This window comes from Variovorax palleresanus (assembly GCF_051144945.1).
In the GTDB taxonomy this organism is placed as follows: domain Bacteria; phylum Pseudomonadota; class Gammaproteobacteria; order Burkholderiales; family Burkholderiaceae_C; genus Variovorax; species Variovorax paradoxus_S.
On record NZ_JBJNVP010000002.1, the window covers coordinates 1,499,008 to 1,519,969 of the forward strand.

The 20,962-nt window shown below is 66.5% G+C and carries 24 protein-coding genes; 15 read left to right on the plus strand and 9 right to left on the minus strand.

Annotation, left to right across the window (positions count from 1 at the left end):
* The first annotated feature begins 26 nt into the window (after positions 1–26).
* A complete protein-coding gene (locus tag ACJ7Z0_RS10765; RefSeq protein WP_431128466.1) occupies positions 27–428 on the plus strand; it encodes a VOC family protein in 402 nt (133 codons plus the stop codon).
* 7 nt (positions 429–435) lie between these two features.
* Here ACJ7Z0_RS10765 and ACJ7Z0_RS10770 read toward each other — a convergent pair whose 3' ends face one another.
* Genes ACJ7Z0_RS10770 through ACJ7Z0_RS10780 form a run of 3 tightly spaced genes read right to left on the minus strand, consistent with a single transcriptional unit; the run spans position 436 to position 2,803 of the window.
* The gene (locus ACJ7Z0_RS10770) at positions 436–1,398 is read right to left on the minus strand and encodes a threonine/serine dehydratase (protein ID WP_434789856.1); all 963 of its coding nucleotides are present in this window, start codon (positions 1,396–1,398) and stop codon (positions 436–438) included.
* Entirely contained in the window at positions 1,395–2,363 is a 969-nt protein-coding gene (ispH, locus tag ACJ7Z0_RS10775) for a 4-hydroxy-3-methylbut-2-enyl diphosphate reductase (RefSeq protein WP_434789857.1), read from the minus strand. Before ispH ends, ACJ7Z0_RS10770 begins: the two co-directional genes overlap by 4 nt.
* Positions 2,360–2,803, minus strand: a complete 444-nt coding sequence (locus ACJ7Z0_RS10780) for an FKBP-type peptidyl-prolyl cis-trans isomerase (protein ID WP_431128457.1) — start codon at positions 2,801–2,803, stop codon at positions 2,360–2,362. Before ACJ7Z0_RS10780 ends, ispH begins: the two co-directional genes overlap by 4 nt.
* Before the next feature lie 108 nt (positions 2,804–2,911).
* On the opposite strand from ACJ7Z0_RS10780, the gene radC reads away from it, so the two are divergent.
* Positions 2,912–3,589 (plus strand): RadC family protein, encoded by a 678-nt coding sequence (gene radC / locus ACJ7Z0_RS10785; RefSeq protein ID WP_434789858.1) that lies wholly within the window; start codon positions 2,912–2,914, stop codon positions 3,587–3,589.
* Entirely contained in the window at positions 3,589–4,245 is a 657-nt protein-coding gene (locus ACJ7Z0_RS10790; RefSeq protein ID WP_434789859.1) for a Smr/MutS family protein, read from the plus strand. Before radC ends, ACJ7Z0_RS10790 begins: the two co-directional genes overlap by 1 nt.
* 13 nt (positions 4,246–4,258) lie before the next feature.
* On the opposite strand, the gene ACJ7Z0_RS10795 is transcribed toward ACJ7Z0_RS10790, so the two are convergent.
* Genes ACJ7Z0_RS10795 through fabV form a run of 3 tightly spaced genes read right to left on the minus strand, consistent with a single transcriptional unit; the run spans position 4,259 to position 7,159 of the window.
* Complete coding sequence (locus ACJ7Z0_RS10795; RefSeq protein WP_434789860.1) at positions 4,259–5,482, minus strand: NAD(P)/FAD-dependent oxidoreductase; 1,224 nt, start codon at positions 5,480–5,482, stop codon at positions 4,259–4,261.
* Positions 5,483–5,516: 34 nt separating this feature from the next.
* Positions 5,517–5,936: a group II truncated hemoglobin gene (locus tag ACJ7Z0_RS10800; protein WP_434789861.1), complete on the minus strand. Its 420-nt coding sequence runs from the start codon at positions 5,934–5,936 to the stop codon at positions 5,517–5,519.
* A gap of 26 nt (positions 5,937–5,962) precedes the next feature.
* Positions 5,963–7,159 carry an enoyl-ACP reductase FabV gene (fabV, locus tag ACJ7Z0_RS10805; RefSeq protein ID WP_434789862.1) on the minus strand — a complete coding sequence of 399 codons (1,197 nt, stop codon included), beginning with the start codon at positions 7,157–7,159 and terminating at the stop codon, positions 5,963–5,965.
* Between the two features lie 186 nt (positions 7,160–7,345).
* On the opposite strand from fabV, the gene ACJ7Z0_RS10810 reads away from it, so the two are divergent.
* From ACJ7Z0_RS10810 to ACJ7Z0_RS10830, 5 genes are all read left to right on the plus strand, one after another.
* Positions 7,346–8,173 carry an ABC transporter substrate-binding protein gene (locus tag ACJ7Z0_RS10810; RefSeq protein ID WP_434789863.1) on the plus strand — a complete coding sequence of 276 codons (828 nt, stop codon included), beginning with the start codon at positions 7,346–7,348 and terminating at the stop codon, positions 8,171–8,173.
* Between the two features lie 161 nt (positions 8,174–8,334).
* Positions 8,335–9,030, plus strand: a complete 696-nt coding sequence (locus ACJ7Z0_RS10815) for an amino acid ABC transporter permease (RefSeq protein WP_434789864.1) — start codon at positions 8,335–8,337, stop codon at positions 9,028–9,030.
* Between the two features lie 15 nt (positions 9,031–9,045).
* Positions 9,046–9,768 (plus strand): amino acid ABC transporter permease, encoded by a 723-nt coding sequence (locus tag ACJ7Z0_RS10820; RefSeq protein WP_307580637.1) that lies wholly within the window; start codon positions 9,046–9,048, stop codon positions 9,766–9,768.
* On the plus strand, positions 9,765–10,508 hold the full coding sequence (locus ACJ7Z0_RS10825; RefSeq protein WP_431128432.1) for an amino acid ABC transporter ATP-binding protein: 744 nt from the start codon (positions 9,765–9,767) through the stop codon (positions 10,506–10,508). The genes ACJ7Z0_RS10820 and ACJ7Z0_RS10825 overlap by 4 nt, the downstream gene beginning before the upstream one ends.
* Positions 10,509–10,518: 10 nt before the next feature.
* Positions 10,519–11,529, plus strand: coding sequence for an isopenicillin N synthase family dioxygenase (locus tag ACJ7Z0_RS10830; protein ID WP_434789865.1), 1,011 nt, complete (start codon positions 10,519–10,521; stop codon positions 11,527–11,529).
* Here ACJ7Z0_RS10830 and ACJ7Z0_RS10835 read toward each other — a convergent pair.
* Genes ACJ7Z0_RS10835 through ACJ7Z0_RS10845 form a run of 3 tightly spaced genes read right to left on the minus strand, consistent with a single transcriptional unit; the run spans position 11,472 to position 13,871 of the window.
* Positions 11,472–11,807 (minus strand): hypothetical protein, encoded by a 336-nt coding sequence (locus ACJ7Z0_RS10835; RefSeq protein ID WP_434789866.1) that lies wholly within the window; start codon positions 11,805–11,807, stop codon positions 11,472–11,474. The genes ACJ7Z0_RS10830 and ACJ7Z0_RS10835 overlap by 58 nt on opposite strands.
* A complete protein-coding gene (locus tag ACJ7Z0_RS10840) occupies positions 11,804–12,484 on the minus strand; it encodes an HAD family hydrolase (RefSeq protein WP_434789867.1) in 681 nt (226 codons plus the stop codon). The genes ACJ7Z0_RS10835 and ACJ7Z0_RS10840 overlap by 4 nt, the downstream gene beginning before the upstream one ends.
* A gap of 43 nt (positions 12,485–12,527) precedes the next feature.
* On the minus strand, positions 12,528–13,871 hold the full coding sequence (locus ACJ7Z0_RS10845) for an MFS transporter (protein ID WP_434789868.1): 1,344 nt from the start codon (positions 13,869–13,871) through the stop codon (positions 12,528–12,530).
* A 182-nt stretch (positions 13,872–14,053) separates the two neighbouring features.
* Between ACJ7Z0_RS10845 and cyoA the strand changes: the two genes are divergently transcribed.
* From cyoA to ACJ7Z0_RS10880, 7 genes are read left to right on the plus strand one after another with little or no spacing between them, the layout of a single operon-like run.
* Complete coding sequence (gene cyoA, locus ACJ7Z0_RS10850) at positions 14,054–15,088, plus strand: ubiquinol oxidase subunit II (protein WP_434789869.1); 1,035 nt, start codon at positions 14,054–14,056, stop codon at positions 15,086–15,088.
* Positions 15,085–17,097, plus strand: coding sequence for a cytochrome o ubiquinol oxidase subunit I (cyoB, locus tag ACJ7Z0_RS10855; protein ID WP_434792647.1), 2,013 nt, complete (start codon positions 15,085–15,087; stop codon positions 17,095–17,097). Before cyoA ends, cyoB begins: the two co-directional genes overlap by 4 nt.
* The gene (gene cyoC / locus ACJ7Z0_RS10860; RefSeq protein WP_431128416.1) at positions 17,090–17,755 is read left to right on the plus strand and encodes a cytochrome o ubiquinol oxidase subunit III; all 666 of its coding nucleotides are present in this window, start codon (positions 17,090–17,092) and stop codon (positions 17,753–17,755) included. Before cyoB ends, cyoC begins: the two co-directional genes overlap by 8 nt.
* Positions 17,752–18,153 carry a cytochrome o ubiquinol oxidase subunit IV gene (gene cyoD, locus ACJ7Z0_RS10865; protein ID WP_434789870.1) on the plus strand — a complete coding sequence of 134 codons (402 nt, stop codon included), beginning with the start codon at positions 17,752–17,754 and terminating at the stop codon, positions 18,151–18,153. The genes cyoC and cyoD overlap by 4 nt, the downstream gene beginning before the upstream one ends.
* Entirely contained in the window at positions 18,150–18,995 is an 846-nt protein-coding gene (locus ACJ7Z0_RS10870) for an SURF1 family protein (RefSeq protein ID WP_434789871.1), read from the plus strand. The genes cyoD and ACJ7Z0_RS10870 overlap by 4 nt, the downstream gene beginning before the upstream one ends.
* On the plus strand, positions 18,979–20,388 hold the full coding sequence (locus ACJ7Z0_RS10875; protein WP_434789872.1) for an ATP-binding protein: 1,410 nt from the start codon (positions 18,979–18,981) through the stop codon (positions 20,386–20,388). The genes ACJ7Z0_RS10870 and ACJ7Z0_RS10875 overlap by 17 nt, the downstream gene beginning before the upstream one ends.
* Positions 20,372–20,926 (plus strand): response regulator transcription factor, encoded by a 555-nt coding sequence (locus ACJ7Z0_RS10880; RefSeq protein ID WP_434789873.1) that lies wholly within the window; start codon positions 20,372–20,374, stop codon positions 20,924–20,926. Before ACJ7Z0_RS10875 ends, ACJ7Z0_RS10880 begins: the two co-directional genes overlap by 17 nt.
* The last annotated feature ends 36 nt before the right edge of the window (positions 20,927–20,962 follow it).

Consider the following 20,962-nt stretch of genomic DNA (forward strand, 5'->3'; position numbering starts at 1 on the left):
CACACCTCAACCGAAGGGAAAGAGCGATGCAAGCCTATCTGACATTCAACGGCAACGCGGCCGAGGCACTGGCCTTCTACGCGAAGGCGCTGGGCGGCAAGGTCATCTTCAGCATGACGTTCGGCGAAAGCCCCATGGGCGCCGAAACACCCGCCGCGTACAAGGAAAAGATCATGCACGCCACGCTGGAGGCTCGCGGCCACCAGCTGATGGCCTCCGACATGCCGCCTGGCATGCCCTTCGAGGGCCACAAGGGCTTTTCGCTGTCGGTGCAGGGCAACAACGTGGACGAAGGGAAAAAGCTCTTCGACGCGCTGGCCGAGGGCGGCGAAGTGACGATGCCGTACGGCCCGCAGTTCTGGGCCGTCGGCTTCGGCATGCTGAAGGACAAGTTCGGCGTGCCGTGGATGGTCAACTGCGAAAAATAAAAGGACTTCAGGCGACGGTGGCGGGGTCGACGTTCGCGCCGCAGACGATCAGGCACACCTTCTCGCCTTCGCGCGGCAGGTAGGCGCCGGTCTGCAGCGCCGCCAGCGGCAGCGCGGCGGCCGGCTCCACGGCGAGCTTCAGTTCCTTCCACAGCCACTGCTGCGCGGCGCGGATGGATTCGTCGGACAGCAGCAGCGCGTCCTGCACGTACTTCTGGGTAATTTCCCACGAGATGGCGCCGATGCGTCGCGCGCCGAGCGAATCGGCCGCGATGCCGCCCACATCGACGTCGACCGGCTCGCCGGCCTCACGGGCGCGGAACAGCGTGGGCGCCTTCTCGGGTTCGAGCGCCACCACGCGGGCGCGCTTTTGGAACCAGCCGGCGAGGCCGCCGATCAGGCCGCCCCCACCGACGCTCACGAGCACCGCGTCGGGCAGGCCGCCCTCGGCTTCGATTTCGACCCCCAGCGTGCCCGCGCCGGCCACGACTTCGGGCTGGTCATAGGCATGGGTCAGCAGGGCGCCGGTTTCCTTCTGGCGCGTGAGGCAGGCAGCCAGCGCGTCCGGGTACAGCTCGCCGACAACGATCACTTCGGCCCCCAGTGCCCGCAGCCGCGCACGCTTGGCTTCGGGCGAGACGCCGGGCAGGAACACCTGGCAGCGCACGCCCAGCGCCTTGGCGGCCGCCGCGGTGGCAATGCCGGCATTGCCGCCCGAGGCCACGACCACGCCGCTCGCGGGAATGTCGTTGGCCAGCAGGCGGTTCATCATGCCGCGCGCCTTGAAGCTGCCGCTCACCTGCATGTGCTCGAGCTTGAGCCACAGCTCCACGCCGGGCACTTCGATGCCGAAAGCGGAAGCCGGCAATTTCCAGAGCGGCGTCTGGCGCAGGAAGGTGCCGGAGCGTTCGCGCAGCCGGCGGGAGGCGCCGTCTATTTCAAGGCGCCAGTCGGTGTTTTCGTTGGTCAAGAGATATGTCCAGGAGGAGGAATGTCGTCGAGCTTGAGGCCCTTGGGGAGCGGAAACTTGATGGTTTCCTCGATGCCGTCCATCTTGCGGACCGACACCGCGCCGAGCGCCCTCACCCGCTCGATCACCTCGCGCACCAGCACTTCAGGGGCCGAGGCGCCAGCCGTGAGGCCGATGCGGCCCTTGCCCTCGAACCATTCGGGCTTGAGCTCGTCGGCCGAATCGACCATGTAGCTTTCGGTGCCGAGGCGCTCTGCCAGTTCGCGCAGCCGGTTGCTGTTGGAGCTGGTGGGGCTGCCGACCACGATCACCAGGTCGACCTGCGGGCTCATGATCTTGACCGCGTCCTGGCGGTTCTGCGTGGCGTAGCAAATGTCCTGCTGCTTGGGCTCGCGCACCTTCGGGAAACGCGCGCGCACGGCGGCCGCGATTTCGGCCGCATCGTCCACGCTGAGCGTGGTCTGCGTGACGACCGCGAGCTTGTCGGTCTGCGCGGGCGCCACCTTGGCCACGTCTTCCACGTCTTCCACCAGGTGGATGCCGCTCGAAAGCTGGCCCATGGTGCCTTCGACCTCTGGGTGCCCCTTGTGGCCGATCATGATGAATTCGTAGCCTTCCTTGGCGAGCTTGGCGACCTCGACGTGCACCTTGGTCACCAGCGGGCAGGTGGCGTCGAAAATTTCGAAGCCGCGGTCGCGCGCCTCCTGCTGCACCGCCTTGCTCACGCCGTGCGCGCTGAACACCAGCGTGGCGCCGGGCGGCACGTCGGCCAGGTCTTCGATGAAGATCGCGCCCTTGGCCTTGAGTTCGTTCACGACATAGGTGTTGTGCACGATCTCGTGGCGCACATAGATGGGCGCGCCGAACTTGGCAAGGGCACGCTCGACGATCTCGATGGCGCGGTCCACGCCCGCGCAAAAGCCGCGCGGTTCGGCGAGGATGACTTCTTCGAGGCTCGGGTTCATAGCACTCCGATCAGGCGCACCTCGAAGGTCACGGGCTGTCCGGCCAGCGGATGGTTGAAATCGAAGCGCACCGCGGTCTCGTTCGATTCGACCACCGCGCCCGCGTAGCTGCCCGTGCCGTCGGGCGTGGGAAACTGCACCACGTCGCCGACCGCGTATTGCTCGTCGGGGTCGCCCATCTGCGCCAGCAGCTTCCTGGCCACCCATTGCTGCATCTCGGGGTTGCGCTCGCCAAAGGCCTCGCCGGCGGGCAGCTCGAAGGTGGCGTGCGTGCCCTCTTCCAGGCCCATGAGCCGCTGCTCCATGGCGGGCGAAAGCTCGCCGGTGCCCAGCGACAGGGTCGCGGGCTTGTCGGTGAAGGTGTTGATGATGTCGCCCGCCGGACCGGCCAGCCGGTAGTGCAGGGTCAGGAACGAGCCGGAAGTCACAACGTGGGACATGGGTGCAGTGGAGGTAGGCAAAGACAAGGTGGGTGTCCCGATAAACTGGACTGCATTTTAAGGAGCGGGCGCGTTCGCCTGCCCTTTCAGGGTTTCACCAGGTTTCCGATGGCATTCAAGGATCTCCCCGCCCACGCCCGCCCGCGCGAAAAACTCATCGCGCGGGGTGCCGGCGCGCTGGCCGACGCCGAATTGCTGGCGTTGCTGCTGCGCACGGGCGTGGCCGGAAAAAACGTGCTCCAGCTCGCCCAGGAGCTGCTCGACCACTTCGGAGGCCTTTCGGGGCTGCTCCAGACCGGCGCCGAGGATCTGAAGGTGATCAAGGGCATGGGCGGCGACGCCAAGCGCGCCGAACTCATCGCAGTGCTCGAACTGGCGCGCCGCGCCATGGCCGAGCGCCTCAAGGAGCGCGCGGTGTTCGACTCGCCCGAGGCAGTCAAGCAGTACCTGCAGCTGCACATCGGTTCGCGCGCCTACGAGGTGTTTGCGGTGCTGTTTCTCGACGCGCAGCACCGGCTGATCGTGCTCGAGGAGCTGTTTCGCGGAACGCTCACCCAGACCAGCGTCTACCCGCGCGAAGTGGTCACGCGCGCGCTGCACCACCGGGCCGCGGCCGTGGTGCTGTCGCACAACCATCCGAGCGGCAGCATCGAACCCTCCCGGGCCGACGAGTCGCTGACGCAAACGCTGGGCGCTGCGCTCGCGCTGATCGACGTGCGCGTGCTCGACCACGTGATCGTCAGCGCCGGCCAGAGCTTGTCAATGGCCGAGAAAGGGCTGCTCTGATGGCTTCCCGCACGCCGCCCATCAAGAACCTGGCGGACCTGAAGCAGGTGCAGCGCGCGCTGGCCGAAACCCGCGAGCGCGAAGCGGCCGCCGCAGCCGCCAGGGCCGCTGCGGAACGCAAGCGCGCCGCCGAGAAAGACCTGTTCACGCGCGCCATCGGTGCCACAGAGCCGCTTCGCCGCAAGGCCGCGGTGCCGCTCGCGCCCGAGCCGCCGGCACCCATCCCCGTGCAGCACCAGCTCGACGAACAGCGCGTGCTGCGCGAGTCGCTGTCCGACGAATTCGACGTGACCACCCTGCTCGACGTGGACGACGCCATGAGCTTTCGCCGACCGGGCATCGGCACCGACGTGACCGCGCGGCTGCGCAAGGGCGACTGGAGCATCCAGGCACAGGTCGACCTGCACGGCCTGCGCAGCGACGAAGCGCGCGAGGCGCTTGGCGGCTTCATCCGCAACGCGTACAAGCAAGGGCTGCGCTGCGTGCGCGTGGTGCACGGCAAGGGCCTGGGCTCGCCGGGCAGGCAGCCGGTGCTCAAGACCAAGACGCAGCGCTGGCTGATCCAGAAGAACGAGGTGATCGCCTTCGTGCAGGCCAAGCCCGCCGAAGGCGGAGCCGGCGCGCTGGTGGTGCTGCTGGCCCCGGCTCGGCGTTGACCGCGGCAGGCCGCTAGGACAAGTGGTTCTTCAGCGGGATCGACGCATCCGCCACCGCCGCCGCATCGGGGCTGCGGCCCGCTTCGAGCAGCTTGCGGCTCATCATGTGATCGACCGGCGCATTGACCGATTCGACGCATGCGAGCTGCCCGTCGACATAATGGAACAGCGAGAACGCATCGGGCTTGGGGCCGGCGCGGCGCACGCTGGACAGGCCCGGCGTGCCCTCCGCCGGCATCAGGCCCGCCATCTGCAGGCGCATGCTGCCCTGGTCGGACCAGAACCACGCCACGACGTCGTGCGGGCGCGGCGCGCCGGTCAGCGTGGCCACGGCCGTGCGCGCCTGGTCGTTCGCGTTCTGCACCGATTCGAGCCGGAGCGCGCGGCCTGCGCGGCGATCGGGAAAGCGCGTGCAGTCGCCCACGGCGAGCACGTCGGCCGCGCTGGTCTGCATGTGGCCATCGACCACGATGCCGTCGGCGCACTCGATGCCCGCGGCCTGCGCCAGCGCCGTCTCGGGCACCGCGCCGATGCCCAGCAGCAGCAGGTCCACAGGCTGCTTCACGCCGTTGACCTGGATCGACAGCAGCCGCTCGCCCTCGACCTCGAACGCGCCGGTGCGTGCGCCGAGCACGATGTCGATACCCGCTGCGCGATGCGTCGCGAGCACGTGCGCCGACAGCTCGGGAGACACGGCGCGGCCCAGCAGCCGCGGCGCGCTCTCGATCACCTGCACGCTCTTGCCGAGCGCCTTGGCGGTGGCCGCCACTTCGAGCCCGATGAAGCCGCCGCCCAGCACCGTGACCTGCTGCGCAGCAGCCAGCCGCGAACGCAGGCGATGCGCTTCGTCGGCCGCGCGCAGGCTGGCGACGTTCTCCAGCCCCGGCTTCAGGTCGGGCATCTGGCGCGCACGCGTGCCGGTGGCCAGCACCAGCCGCTCCCACGGCAGGATCGCGCCCGAACGCAAGGTGACGGTGTGCGCCTCGCGGTCGATGGCGACCGCTGCGTCGCCCAGGTGCAGCGTGATGCCCGCTTCGCGGTACCAGTCAGCGGCCTTGTGCGGCTGCGTGGTTTCCTCGGCGCTCTTGAGAAAGGCCTTCGACAGCGGCGGCCGGTGGTACGGCTCGCAAGCCTCCTCGCAGACCAGGTGCACGCGAGCGCCCTGCCCGGCTTCAGCCAGCCCCGCGCAAAGCTGGGCCGCAGCGTGGCCGCCGCCGATGATGACGATGGAATTCATGGAAGAGGATCTTTCGGAGTCGTTGTCTATCTTGTTATTCGCCGCGATTGCGCATCCAGTCGGCCGTCTGGAAGAAAGAGTCACGCAAGCGCGCGCGCAATCCCTCGGGCACGCCGGTCTCGCCCATGGCCTGGTCCATGCAGGCCAGCCACTGGTCGCGCTCCTTGATGCCGATGCTGTGGCCGCCAATGCTTTGCGGCAGATGGCGCGCGCGCAGCATCGGATGGCCGAAGCGGTCGGTGTAGTGCTGCGGTCCGCCGAGCCAGCCGCACAGGAACCAGAAGAGGCGCTGGCGCGCGTTGTCGAGGCTGGTGCCGTGCACCGCGCGCAGTTGCGCATAGGCCGGCTCGAGTTCCATCAGGTCGTAGAAGCGATCGACCAGCGCCTGCACCCTGGGTTCGCCGCCGATCCATTCGAAGGGTGTGTCGACGGGTGGCTTTTCGTGAATCTGCATGGCGGGAGTATCCCTCTGTGCGCCTGTCAGGCCTGCACGAGGTTCGGAATTCCCACGTCGGGATTCACGTCAGCCTCGTAGTCCACGCCGTCGATGCCGAACCCGAAAAGGCGCAGGAACTCCGCCTTGTAGCCGGCGAGATCGGTGAGTTCGTGGACGTTCTGGCTCGTGACCTGGGGCCAGCGCGCCATCACACGCGCCTGCACTTGCGGAGACAGTTCCTTGTAGTCCGCGCGCAGCCGGCCCTCCTCGTCGAGGTGCGGCGCGCTGCCGTAGAGGCTGTCGGCAAAAAGCCCATGGACCTGCTCGATGCAGCCCTCGTGCGTGCCCTCGGCCTTCATGACCTTGAACAGCAGCGACAGGTACAGTGGCATCACCGGAATCGCCGAGCTCGCCTGCGTGACAACCGCCTTCAGCACCGAGACGCGCGCATCGCCGCCCTTGGCGGCCAGCCCGGCGCGGATGCCGAGCACCTTCTGGTCGAGGTCCTTCTTGGCGGCGCCGATCGAGCCGTTCCAGTAGATGTCGTGCGTGATCCGCTCGCCCAGGTAGGTGAAGGCGGTGGTCTTGGCACCGTCGGCCAGCACGCCGGCGGCCTGCAGTGCGTCGATCCACATCTGCCAGTCTTCGCCTCCCATCACGGCCACGGTGTCGTCGATCTCTTCCTGCGTGGCCGGCTCGAGCACGGTGTCCTTGACGACTTCGTTGTCGGTGTCGAGGCCGCGCAGGCTCACGGCCTTGCCGATGGGCTTGAGCGTCGAATTGAAGACCTCGCCGGTCTTCGGATGGGTGCGCCGCGGCGCGGCCAGGCTGTAGACGACGAGGTCGACCTGGCCCAGGTCCTCGCGGATCGCATCGATGGCCTTCTGCTTCACGTCGTCGGAAAAACCGTCGCCGTTGATGCTCTTGGCGTAGAGGCCCCCTTGCGCGGCTGCGCGGTGGAAGGCGGCCGAGTTGTACCAGCCTGGCGAGCCGGGCTTGTTTTCGCTGCCGGGCCGCTCGAAGAAGACGCCCAGCGTGTCGGCGCCGCAGCCGAAGGCCGCGGTGATGCGTGCGGCCAGGCCGTAGCCGGTCGATGCGCCGATGACCAGCACTCTCTTCGGCCCGCCCGCGATCCTTCCCTCGGCCTTGACGTAGTCGATCTGCTGCCTGACGTTGGCCTCGCAGCCCGCGGGATGGGTCGTGACGCAGATGAAGCCACGCACGCGCGGTTTGATGATCATGAAGAGCTCGCTGAAGATGGATGCCGCGGGGGCCGGGGCGCAGGTTTTTGCGCCGCGAATTTAACCCAGGCCGTGCCAGGGCCGATCCCGCAAGGCCATATGCATATGTCGATTGAGGATTTAATAATCTCGGGTTTTGTTGATAGGGTCCAGCCCTTTGTCTTTTCATCCGGAGTGAGAACAACCATGCGCCACACCCTGCTCGCCGCGGCCCTCGCCGCCTCCACCCTGCTGACGGGCATCGCCGCCCATGCAGACCAGCTTGCCGACATCAAGAAGAAGGGCGAACTCGTGGTCGGCGTGCTCGGCACCGACGAGCCCGCCACTTTCATCGATCCGAAGACGCGCCAGATCGTCGGCTACGAGGTCGATCTGGTGAACGCCATCGCCAAGAAGATCGGCGTGAAGCCGGTCCTCAAGCAGATCGCGGTGGCCGCGCGCATTCCCGAGCTGCAGCAGGGCCACGTCGATCTGGTGGCCGCCGGCCTCACCCACAACAAGGAGCGGGAGGCGCAGATCGACTTTTCGCTCACCACCTTCGTCACGGGCCAGAAGGCCATCGTGAAGAAGGACAGCGGCATCAGCGACGTGCCCCAGCTTGCCGGCAAGAAGGTGCTGACCATCCGCGGCGGCACGCAGGAACCCAATATCCGCAAGGCCGTGCCCACGGCCGAGGTCGTGACCTTCGACACCAGCCAGCAGGCCTTCCAGGCGCTGCAGCAGGGCAAGGGCGTGGGCTACGTGGACGACGAGGCCGCGCTGCTGCGCAGCTACGCCAAGCTGGGCCCGCAGAAGGCCCAGTACGTGGTGCTCAAGCAGAACCTGAGCACCGAGGCGCTGGCCATCGGCATCAAGAAGGGCGAGAGCGGGTTGAAGGCCGTGGTGGACGAGACCCTGCGCGAGCTCGAGAAGTCGGGCGAAGCGCAGAAGATCTTCGTCAAGTGGTACGGCCCGAACACGGCTTCCGGATTCCAGACGCGCGACTTCAAGCTCGAGAGCGACAAGATCGACTGATTTGGTATTTCTCCTTCCCCCTCTGGGGGAAGGCAGGGATGGGGGCAAGCGGCCTTTGAACAGGCCGCGGCGCATCGATCGCCGTCGTGCCCCCACCCCAACCCTCCCCCCGCGGGGGAGGGAGCCAAATTCCCTGCGACGCGGTGATACTGTCGCCCCCCATGCCCCTGTTCGACTATTCGTTGCTGCTGACCGGCAAGTACCACGACATGCTGGTCGCGGGCCTGCTGCTCTCGCTGCAGCTGCTGGCGGCCTCGCTGGTGCTGGCACTGCCCATCGCGCTGGTGGTGGCGCTGCTTCGGCTGTCTCCGCTCGCACCGCTGCGCTGGCTCGGTTTCGCGTACGTGGAGACGATCCGCAACATCCCGCTGCTCGCGCACATGCTGTTCTGGTATTTCGGCGCGCCCGAGTTGCTGCCCGAGGGCATCAAGCAATGGCTCTATGCGGGGCATATCGAGGCCTACAGCGCCATCATCGCGCTGTCGCTCTATACGGCCGCGTTCATGGCGGAAGACATCCGCAGCGGCATCCGCGCGATTCCCACCGTGCAGTTCGAGGCCGGCCGCGCGCTGGGCTTCGGGTTTCTGGGCACCATGCGCCGCGTGGTGCTGCCGCAGGCGCTGCGCGTGACGGTGCCGCCGCTCATTTCGCAGACGCTGAGCCTCTGGAAGAACACCTCGATCGCCACCGTGATCGGCGTGGCCGAGCTGATGTACCAGGCCGGGCAGGTCGAGAGCGCGACCTTTCGCAGCTTCGAGTCGTTCGCGTTCGCGAGCGCGGCGTACCTGACGGTGTCGCTCGCGATCACGGGGCTGGCCACTTGGTACCACCATCGGTTCCCGGTGCGGACCATCTAGAGAAGTGTTGATGAGATGCTAGAGATCATCAACGACTACTGGGTCTACTTTCTCATCGGGCAGTACCCGAACGGGCCGCTGGGCGGGCTGGTGCTCACGCTGCTGCTCGCCTCGTGCGGCCTGGTGCTCGCGCTGCCGCTGGGTATCGTGCTGGGCCTTGCGCGTGTGAGCCCGTGGCGCTGGTTGCGCTGGCCGGTCACGGGCTTCGTGTTCGTGGTGCGCGGCCTCCCCTTGCTGATGGTGATTTTCTGGGCCTACTTCTTCCTGCCCAGCGTGACGGGCGTGAAGACCGACCAGTTCACCACCATGCTGATCGCGCTCGTGGTGTTCGATGCGGCGTACCTTGCCGAGATCGTGCGCGCCGGCATCCAGGGCCTGCCGCGCGGCCAGATGGAAACCGCCCGCGCGCTGGGCCTGGACTACGGCCGCGCGATGCGCCTCGTGGTGCTGCCGCAGGCACTGCGCAGCATGCTGCCCTCGCTGGTGAACCAGTTCGTCTCGACCATCAAGGAAACCTCGCTCGGCTACATCATCGGGTTGGCCGAGGTGTCGTTCATCGCGACGCAGATCAACACGCAGGTGTTCACCAAGCCGGCGCAGATCTACCTGATCCTGGGCCTCACCTATTTCATCCTCTGCTTCGGGCTATCGCGCTTCGCCTACTGGCTCGAACGCCGTCTCGCGCGGCGCGGCATGTCCATCGCCAACCCCACTTCGGCCCCCAAGGTATCCGCATGATCGAACTGCAGAACGTCAACAAGTGGTACGGCAGCTACCAAGCCCTGGTCGACATCAACGAGACCATCCACAAGGGCGAAGTGGTCGTGGTGTGCGGACCGTCGGGCTCGGGCAAGTCCACGCTCATCCGCACCTTCAACCGGCTGGAGCCGATCCAGTCGGGCCGCATTCTTTTCGAAGGCAAGGACATCCATGCGCCAGGCACCGACGTGAATGCATTCCGCTCGCGCATTGGCTTCGTGTTCCAGCAGTTCAACCTGTTCCCGCATCTCACGGTGCTGCAGAACTGCACGATGGCGCCGATGCAGCTGCGCGGCCTCACACGCAAGGAGGCCGAAGAGCGCGCGATGGCGCTGCTGCAGCGCGTCGGTCTTGCGAACAAGGCCAACGCCTGGCCCAGCGAGCTCTCGGGCGGCCAGCAGCAGCGCGTGGCGATTGCGCGCGCGCTCGCCATGCAGCCGCCGCTGATGCTGTTCGACGAACCCACCAGCGCACTCGACCCCGAGATGGTGGGCGAGGTGCTGCTGGTGATGCGCGACCTCACGCGCGACGGCATGACGATGGTCTGCGTGACGCACGAGATGGGCTTTGCGCGCGAGGTGGCCGACCGCGTGCTGTTCATGGACGAGGGCAAGGTGCTCGAACGCGCCACGCCCGACGACTTTTTCAACCGGCCGCAGCATCCCCGCGCGCAGCAGTTTCTTTCGGACATCCGCTCGCCCTTTGCGCGCGACGCATGACATGCTCTCCATGCCCATGACCGACACGCAGACGCTTCCCGTGATCGATGTCGCCCCGCTCGTGGCCGGCGCGCCCGAGCGCGACGGCGTGGCGGCGCAGGTCGGCGCCGCATGCCGTGCGCACGGCTTCTTCTACGTCACCGGCCACGGCGTCGATGTAGCGCTGGTGCGGCGGCTCGAAGACCTGAGCCATCGATTCTTCGAACTGCCCACCGAGACGAAGATGCAATGGCGCATGGCCCTGGGCGGACGGGCCTGGCGCGGCTTCTTCCCGCTCGGCGGTGAACTCACTTCGGGCCGGCCCGACTGGAAAGAAGGCCTCTACCTCGGCACCGAGCTACCCGCCTCGCACCCGCTGGTGCAGACGAAGACGCCGGTGCACGGGCCCAACCTTTTCCCCGACGTGCCGGGCTTGCGCGAAACCATCCTCGACTACATGGCGGCCGTCACGCAGCTGGGCCACCGGCTGATGGAGGGCATTGCGCTGAGCCTCGGCCTGCCGGCGGCGTACTTCGCCGAGCGCTACACGGCCGATCCTCTCATCTTGTTCCGCCTGTTCAACTATCCGTCGCAGCCCGTGCCCGAGGGCCTCGACGTGCAGTGGGGCGTGGGCGAGCACACCGACTACGGCCTGCTCACCGTCCTGCACCAGGACGACGTGGGCGGCCTCGCCGTGCACACGCCGGGCGGCTGGATCGACGCGCCGCCGATTCCCGGCTCCTTCGTCTGCAACATCGGCGACATGCTCGACCGCATGACCGGCGGGCTCTACAAGTCGACGCCGCACCGCGTGAGGCGCAACACCTCGGGCCGCGACCGGCTGTCGTTTCCGCTATTCTTCGACCCGAATTTCGAGGCGCGGGTGCAGCGCATCGAAGGCCTCGCGGGCGCGGAGGCGCGCGACGACAGCGCCGAGCGCTGGGACCGCGCCAACGTGCACGCCTTCAGCGGCCGCTACGGCGACTACCTGCTCGCCAAGGTGTCGAAGGTGTTTCCGCAGTTGCGCGACGAGGTGCTCTGAAGCGCTCTCGATGGAGGGCCGGCGGGGGCGTCGATGAATTCATCTTCCCAGTTGCCGACATCCGCATCGGGATCGGAAATGGGCACGAGCTTGTCGCTGCGGCAATAGAAGGTCCAGCCCTCGAACAGCACGTCGTAGTAAGTGCCGGGCAGGTAGCGCTCGCTGGGCGCCTCGTAGAGCGCCGAGACCACCTCCACGATGCGTCCGACGGCGCGCTCGGTCATCGGCGACGCGAGGCAGCTGTCGAGCACGTGGCAGAGGGTCCCGATCTTGATCATGTGCGTATCACCTGGCCGGGAAACCACCGCGGCACATGGGCGAGGGCCTCGTGAAGGGAGTCGAGCACATGGAACGCCCGCTCGACGATCGACGCGGGCGGGTGCTTGAGATCCGGCACGATCACGACTCGGAGGCCCGCTGCCAGCGCGGCCTTGGCGCCGTTCTCGCTGTCCTCGAAGGCCACGCATTCCGCCGGGTCGACGCCCAGGCGCTTCGCCGCGAGCAGGTAGAGCGCCGGATCGGGCTTCGCGCGTGCCACCTCGTCGCCACCTGCAAAAGCGTCGAAGTGATGGAGCACGTCGAGGCTGCCGAGGCAGGCCTGGATCTGCCCACTGGTCGAAGACGATGCGACGGCGCAACGCGTTCCGCGCTGGCGCAGCGCGCCCAGGAACTCGGCCGCGCCGGGCTTGATCGGAAACATCGGAAGGCCGTCCGCCCGCTGCAGTTGCAGCAGTTTGCGAACGTGCCCGATGGCATGGCGATAGGCTTCAGGCCCGCCGAGCAGCGTGCCGAGAATCAGCTCGGACTCCGCGGTGGCAAGGCCCACCACCTGCAGATACTGGCTGTGCGAAAGCTCGATGTCGAGCGTGCGGGCCGCTTCGATCCAGGCAGCCATGATGGGCCGCTCCGAATCGATCAGCAGCCCGTCCATGTCGAAGATGGCGGCGGCGAACATGGAGCGAATGCTAAGCCAGCACGCGCGGCCGGTGTTGACCCGGTCAGTCGCGCACCAGCGCCCGGTTCAGCCCCAGCGCCGCCAGCGTGCCGACCGCGCCCGACAGCAGATACACGCTCACATAGGCCAGCCCGAAATTCGCCGACAGGCCCAGTGCCACCAGCGGGGCAAAGGCGGCACCGATGAGCCACGCCAGGTCGGCCGTCAGTGCGGCACCGGTGTAGCGGTACTTGGGCTCGAAGTTCGAGGTTACGGCGCCGGCCGCCTGGCCATAGGAAAGCCCCAGCAGCACGAAGCCCAGCAGAATGAAGATGTCCTGGCCGATGCGGCCGCCGTCGAGCAGCGTGGGGGCAAAACCACTGAACACCGCAATCAGCGCGGCCAGGCCGCCCAGCGTGAAACGGCGCCCCACGCGGTCGGCGATCACGCCCGAGGCCACGGTACCGCCGGCGCAGAACACCGCGCCGATCATCTGCACCACCAGGAACTCGGTGATCGACTGGTCGGAATACAGCGTGATCCACGACAGCGGGAACACCGTGATCAGGTGGAACAGCGCATAGCTGGCCAGCGCGGCGAAGGCGCCGATCAGCAGGTTGGCGCCCTGGGAGCGGGTCAGCTCGACCACGCTGGTGGGTTGCAGCTCGCGCTCTTCGAGCAGGCGGGAATACTCTTCGGTGGCCACCAGCCTGAGGCGCGCGAACAGCGCCACCACGTTGATCGCGAAGGCCACGTAGAAGGTGTAGCGCCAGCCCCAATCGAGAAAGTCCTTGATCGAGAGGCTCGCGTAGAGGTAGGCGAACAGCGCACTGGCAATGAAGAAGCCGATGGGCGCACCCAGCTGGCCCAGCATGGCATACCAGCCGCGGCGGTTCGGCGGCGCGTTCAGCGCCAGCAACGAGGGCAGGCCGTCCCATGAGCCGCCGAGTGCCAGGCCCTGGCAGAAGCGGAACACCGACAGCAGCACGATCGCCGTGAACCCGATGCTCTCGTAGCCCGGCAGGAAGGCGATGCCCGCAGTGGAGGTGCCCAGCAGGAACAGTGCGATCGTCAGTTTGGTCTCGCGCCCGAATCGTCGCTGGATCGCCATCGAGATGACAGTTCCGAACGGCCGTGCGATGAACGCGAACGAAAAGACCACGAAAGCGTAGAGGATGCCCTCCAGGCGCTGTTCGAACGGAAAAAATATGTACGGAAACACCAGCACCGAGGCAATGCCGTAGACGAAGAAGTCGAAATACTCGGAGGCGCGGCCGATGATCACGCCCACCGCGATCTCGCCCGGGGCGATGTGCGAGTGATCGGCGTCGCTCTGGCTGGCGCCGTTTCCGGACGTGTTCGGCACAGGCTGTGCGCCTTGCGGACTGATGCTGGACGTCGTCGTCATTGCGTTTTGTAATTCGGGTGTCACCGGCAGTGACAAAGGTAGACCATTGAACAGAGGTTCCAAGCGTCTCACCGAATGGGGATTCCCGCCATAGGACAAAACGTCCAATAGGCGGCGGGCGCCTTTGGTCGTAGATTGTGGAGTCTTTGCGCAGCCCACGCACCTCTTTCTTTCTCTTCGGCATGCCCACCCTCCACTCCCTTCGCCGATGGCTCCTGTTGCTCCCCCTCGCCTTGCTGGCGGGCTGCAACACGGTGCTCATGAACCCTTCCGGCGACATCGCCAACCAGCAGGGACGCCTGATCGTCGTCTCCACCGTGCTGATGCTGATCATCATCATTCCGGTGATCGCGCTGACCATCTTCTTCGCCTGGCGCTACCGCCAGTCGAACAAGGAGGCCGACTACAGCCCCGACTGGGACCACTCCACCCAGCTCGAACTCGCGATCTGGGCCGCGCCGCTCCTGATCATCATTGCGCTGGGTGCCATCACCTGGATCAGCACCCACACGCTCGACCCGTACCGGCCGCTGAGTCGCCTGGACGCCGAGCGCCCGATTCCCGCCGAAGCCAAGCCGCTGGTGGTCGAAGTGGTGGCACTCGACTGGAAATGGCTCTTCATCTACCCCGAGCAGGGTTTTGCCACGGTGAACGAAATGGCCGCGCCGGTCGACCGGCCGATCACTTTCAAGATCACGGCCACCTCGGTGATGAATTCTTTCTTCATTCCCGCACTGGCCGGCCAGATCTACGCCATGCCGGGCATGGAAACCAAGCTGCACGCGGTCATCAACAAGCCGGGTGAGTTCGAGGGCTTCTCGGCCAACTACAGCGGCGCGGGCTTCTCGGGCATGCGCTTCAAGTTCCACGGCCTGACCAACGACGGCTTTGAAGAGTGGGTCAAGAAGGCCAAGGCCGGCAAGGACGGCGAACTCAGCCGCGAAACCTACGTGAAGCTCGAAGCGCCAAGCGAGCGCGACCCCGTGCGCCACTACGCCAGCGTGGCGCCCGACCTGTACGACGCCATCCTCAACCGTTGCGTCGACCGCAACAAGATGTGCATGAAGCAGATGATGGCCATCGACGCCGAGGGCGGCCTGGGCAAGCCCGGCGCCTTCAACGTGGCCACCAAGGCAACCGCCTGGCAGCCCGACAGCATCAATTCCAGTTCGCCGACGCGCAAGTACGTCACGGCGATGTGCACCACCGAAGAATGACGATGTTCGAGAACCTTGACCTGACGAAGCTCATCTTCGGCCGCCTCACGTGGGAGGCGATTCCCTACCACGAGCCCATCCTGCTTGCGACCTTTGCGGCCGTGGTGCTGGGCGGCCTTGCCGTCCTCGGCGCCCTGACCTACTTCAAGCTGTGGGGCACCCTGTGGCGCGACTGGATCACCAGCATCGACCACAAGAAGATCGGCATCATGTACATCATCCTCGGGCTGGTGATGCTGCTGCGCGGCTTTGCCGACGCGATCATGATGCGGGCCCAGCAGGCCATCGCCTTCGGCGACAACGCCGGCTTCCTGCCGCCGCACCACTACGACCAGATCTTCACCGCCCACGGCGTGATCATGATCTTCTTCGTGGCCATGCCGCTGGTCACGGGCCTCATGAACTTCGTGGTGCCGCTGCAGATCGGCGCGCGCGACGTGGCCTTTCCGTTTCTGAACAACTTCAGCTTCTGGATGACCACCTTCGGCGCGGGCCTGGTGATGGCCTCGCTCTTCGTCGGCGAGTTCGCCAAGACCGGCTGGCTGGCCTATCCGCCGCTGTCGGGCATTCTCTTCAGCCCCGACGTGGGGGTCGACTACTACATCTGGTCATTGCAGATAGCGGGGGTAGGGACCCTGCTCTCCGGCGTCAACCTGCTGGCCACCATCGTGAAGATGCGCGCGCCCGGCATGACGATGATGAAGATGCCGGTGTTCACCTGGACGGCCCTCTGCACCAACGTGCTGATCGTGGCGGCTTTCCCGGTGCTGACCGCCGTGCTGGCCCTGCTGTCGCTCGACCGCTACGTCGGCACCAACTTCTTCACGAACGACCTCGGCGGCAACGCCATGATGTACGTGAACCTGATCTGGATCTGGGGCCACCCCGAGGTCTACATCCTGATCCTGCCGGCCTTCGGCATCTTCTCGGAAGTGGTCTCCACCTTCTCGGGCAAGCGCCTCTTCGGCTACGCGTCGATGGTGTACGCCACGGTCGTGATCACCATCCTGTCGTACCTCGTGTGGCTGCACCACTTCTTCACCATGGGCTCCGGCGCCAGCGTGAACTCGTTCTTCGGCATCACGACGATGATCATCTCGATCCCGACGGGCGCAAAGATCTTCAACTGGCTCTTCACCATGTACCGCGGCCGCATCCGCTTCGAGCTGCCCATGATGTGGACCATCGGCTTCATGATCACCTTCGTGATCGGCGGCATGACGGGTGTGCTGCTCGCGGTGCCTCCGGCCGACTTCGTGCTGCACAACAGCCTGTTCCTGATCGCCCACTTCCACAACGTGATCATCGGCGGCGTGCTGTTCGGCATGCTGGCGGGCATCACCTACTGGTTCCCCAAGGCCTTCGGCTACAAGCTCGATCCGTTCTGGGGCAAGTGCTCGTTCTGGTTCTGGATCGTCGGCTTCTGGTTCGCCTTCATGCCGCTTTACATCCTGGGCCTGATGGGCGTCACCCGCCGCATGAGCCACTTCCAGGACATGTCGCTGCAGATCTGGTTCCAGGTCGCCGCCTTCGGCGCCGTGCTGATCGCGCTGGGCATCGCGTCGTTCCTGATCCAGCTGGTGGTGAGCTACATCCGCCGCGATTCGCTGCGCGACACCACGGGCGACCCGTGGAACGGCCGCACGCTCGAGTGGTCGACCTCGTCGCCGCCGCCGGCCTACAACTTCGCGTTCACGCCGCGCATCCACGACAACGACGCCTGGACCGACATGAAGCGCCGCGGCTACGCGCGCCCGCTCGAAGGCTTCACGCCCATCCACATGCCCAAGAACACGGCCGCCGGCTTCGTCATCGCGGCCCTGGCAGCGACCTGCGGCTTCGCGCTGATCTGGCAGATGTGGCTCGTAGCGGGCATCGGCTTCGTCGCCATGCTGGCCGCCGTGATCATCCATACCTTCAACTACAAGCGCGACTACTACATCCCCACGGAAGACGTCGTGCGCACCGAGGCCGAACGCACCCGCCTGCTGGGAGCCGCCCATGTCTGATACCACCGCTCTGCAAACTCCCGCGGGCGTCCACGCCCACAGCGACCAGACGGGCAAGCCGCCCGTGTTCGAGCTGTTCCACGTCGGCAACGACCACCATCCCGAGAACGGCACGCTGCTGGGCTTCTGGCTCTACCTGATGAGCGACTGCCTGGTCTTCGCCTGCCTGTTCGCGGTGTATGGCGTGCTGGGCCGCAGCTACGCGGCCGGCCCCTCGGGTGCCGACCTGTTCGACCTGCCGCTGGTGGCCATCAATACCTCGCTGCTGCTCTTCTCGTCCATCACCTATGGTTTTGCGGTGCTCGAGATGCAACGCAAGCGCATGGGCGGCACGCTGGTGTGGCTGGCCATCACCGGCCTCTTGGGCGCGGGCTTCATCGGCCTGGAGCTGTACGAGTTCGCGCACCTCCTCCATGAAGGCGCGGGCCCGCAGCGCAGCGCGTTCCTGTCGTCGTTCTTCGCACTGGTCGGCACCCACGGCCTGCACGTGACCTTCGGCATCGTGTGGCTCGTCGTGCTGATGATCCAGCTGCCCAAGCACGGTTTCACCGCCGCAAACCGCCGCCGCCTGATGTGCCTGTCGATGTTCTGGCACTTCCTGGACGTGGTGTGGATCGGCGTCTTCACTTTCGTCTACCTGATGGGATCGATGCAATGACCGCCCCCACCACCAACGCCGCGCACAGCCATGATGCGCACGACGACCATCACGACGACGGCCCCGTCAGCCACAGCACCTTCAAGGGCTACATGACCGGCTTCGTGCTGGCCGTGATCCTGACCGCGATTCCGTTCTGGCTCGTGATGGGCAAGGTGCTCACCAGCACGCACACCACCTCGCTCGTCATCCTGGGCTTTGCCGCGGTGCAGATCGTGGTCCACATGATCTACTTCCTGCACATGGACGCCAAGTCCGAGAGCGGCTGGAACATGCTGGCGCTGATCTTCACGATCGTGCTCGTGGTGATCACGCTGGCCGGATCGCTCTGGGTCATGTACCACATGAACGCCAACATGATGCCGATGTCGGTGCACGACATGAAGAACATGCCTTGACGCCACCGCCGCCAGACCACAGCACCCAAAGCCTCGACACACCGGCCGGCCGCCAGCGCTCCGCGGCGGCCCGGGCGGCGCTGGCGGTCTGCGCGGCACTGGCCTTTGCCGGCTTCTTCGCGCTCGGCACCTGGCAGGTCGAGCGCCGGGCCTGGAAGCTCGATCTCATCGCCCGCGTCGAACAGCGCGTGCACGCTGCGCCCGCCGATGGGCCCGGCCCCGAGCGCTGGCCGCAGGTCAACGCGGCCGCCGACGAATACCGGCGCGTGCGCCTCACCGGCACCTTTCTCCACGACAAGGAAACCCTGGTGCAGGCCAGCACCCGGCTCGGCGCCGGCTTCTGGGTGCTGACGCCCTTGCGCGCTGCCGATGGCAGCATCGTGCTGGTCAACCGCGGCTTCGTGCCGCCCGAAGCGCAGGGGCGCCCGGCGCGTGCCGCCACCGAGCCCCAGGGCGAAACCATGGTGACCGGGCTGCTGCGCATCACCGAGCCCAACGGTGGCTTCCTGCGCAAGAACCAGCCAGGCGAAGGGCGCTGGTTCTCGCGCGACGTGCAGGCCATTGCCGCGGCACGCGGCCTCGGCAACAACGTGGCGCCGTATTTCGTCGATGCGGATGCCGCGCCCTCTTCGTCCAGCGCGGCCCCCGCCTGGCCCGCCGGCGGCCTCACGGTCATCGCCTTTCCCAACAGCCATCTTGTCTACGCCATCACCTGGTACGGCCTGGCGCTGATGGTCCTGGCCGCCGCCGGGTACGCCTGGCGCGAGGGGCGCAGGCGCCGCAGCGGCGAAAATGCCGCCAATGCCCAAGCCAGCGCCCGTCCAGATGCCCGCCGCGACTGAGCCTCTCGCCGTCGCGGGAGAACTGCACGCGCCCCGCGCGGGCGTGGCAAGCCTGGACAACGCCACCGGCCACAAGAACATGCAGCAGCTGATCCAGCTGCGCTGGTTCGCAGTGGTCGGGCAGGTGGCCACCATCCTGCTGGTGCACTACGGCTTCGGCATCCGGCTGCCGCTGGACCACATGCTGCAGGTGCTGACCTGCCTTGCGCTCTTCAATGGCGTGAGCCTGCTGCGCTCGCGCAGCCTTCGCCGCGTGACCAACGGCGAACTCTTTCTCGCGCTCTTGGTCGACGTGGCCACGCTCACCGCACAGCTCTACCTGAGCGGCGGCGCCACCAATCCGTTCGTCTTTTTGTATCTGCTGCAGGTCATCCTGGGCGCGGTGCTGCTCAAGGCCTGGTCGACGTGGACCATCGTCGTCGTCACCAGCCTCTGCTTCGCGGGGCTGGCGCTTTTCTCGCGCCCGCTCGCGCTGCCGCTCGACCACGACCGCGGGCTCTGGAGCCCGTACGTGCAGGGCATGCTGATCTGCTTTGCGCTCAACGCGGCGCTGCTGGTGGTGTTCATCACGCGCATCAGCCGCAACCTGCGCGCACGCGATGCGCGGCTGGCCGACCTGCGCCAGCGCGCGTCGGAAGAAGAGCACATCGTGCGCATGGGACTGCTCGCATCGGGCGCCGCGCACGAGCTCGGCACGCCGCTGGCCACGCTGGCGGTGATCCTCGGCGACTGGCGTCGGCTGCCGCATTTCAGCTCCGACCCCGAGCTGCTGACCGAAGTGGCCGAGATGGAGCTGCAGATCCAACGCTGCAAGAGCATCGTGAGCGGCATCCTGCTGTCGGCCGGCGAGGCGCGCGGCGAGTCGTCGGAAGAGACCACGGTGAGCACCTTCCTCGACGAGCTGGTCGAGGAATGGCGCACCACGCGGCCGGTCGAAGACTTCGACTACGACAACCGCTTTGGCCAAGACCTGCCCATGGTTTCCGACTCGGCCCTGAAGCAGATGATCTGCAACGTGCTCGACAATGCGCTGGAAGCCTCGCCGCACTGGCTGCGCTTCGAGGTGGCGCACGACGCCGACGCGCTGACTCTCACCGTGACCGATGCCGGCCCGGGGTTCCTGCCGTCCATCCTGAAGGAGTTCGGCAAGCCCTACCAGTCGAGCAAGGGACGGCCGGGCGGCGGGCTCGGGCTGTTCCTGGTGGTCAACGTGGCGCGCACCCTGGGCGGCCGCGTCGCGGTGCACAACCGGCCCGAAGGCGGTGCCATCGTGGCCATCACGCTGCCCCTTGCGGCGATCGTGCTGGAAGAAGAGGAAGAAGAAGAAGCCGGCGAAGAGACGCCAGCCATCGACGCCATCGAAAAAACGAAAGCCCATGACGGAAACCGCTGAAGCCGAGCGCCAGTTGCTGATCGTCGAAGACGACGCGGCCTTCGCACGCACGCTCGGCAAGTCGTTCGAGCGCCGCGGCTACGCGGTCACGCACGCGAGCAATGCCGAAGAAGTCGAGACCCTGCTGCAGACGCATGCACCCGGCTACGGCTATGCCGTGGTCGACCTGAAGCTCAACGGCGAGGCCTCGGGGCTGGCGTGCGTGCAGATGCTGCACCGGCACAACCCCAAGATGCTGATCGTGGTGCTCACGGGCTTTGCCAGCATCGCCACGGCCGTCGAGGCGATCAAGCTCGGCGCCTGCCACTACCTGGCCAAGCCCTCGAACACCGACGACATCGAGGCCGCCTTCGGCCGCGCCACCGGCACCACCGAGGTGGAACTGACCAACCGATCGACTTCGATCAAAACGCTCGAATGGGAGCGCATCCACGAGACATTGGCCGAAACCGGCTTCAACATTTCCGAGACCGCGCGGCGTCTCGGCATGCATCGGCGCACATTGGCACGCAAATTGGGCAAACAGCAGGTCAAGTAACATGACTTGCCGGCTTCACGAAATTCCGCGGAACCA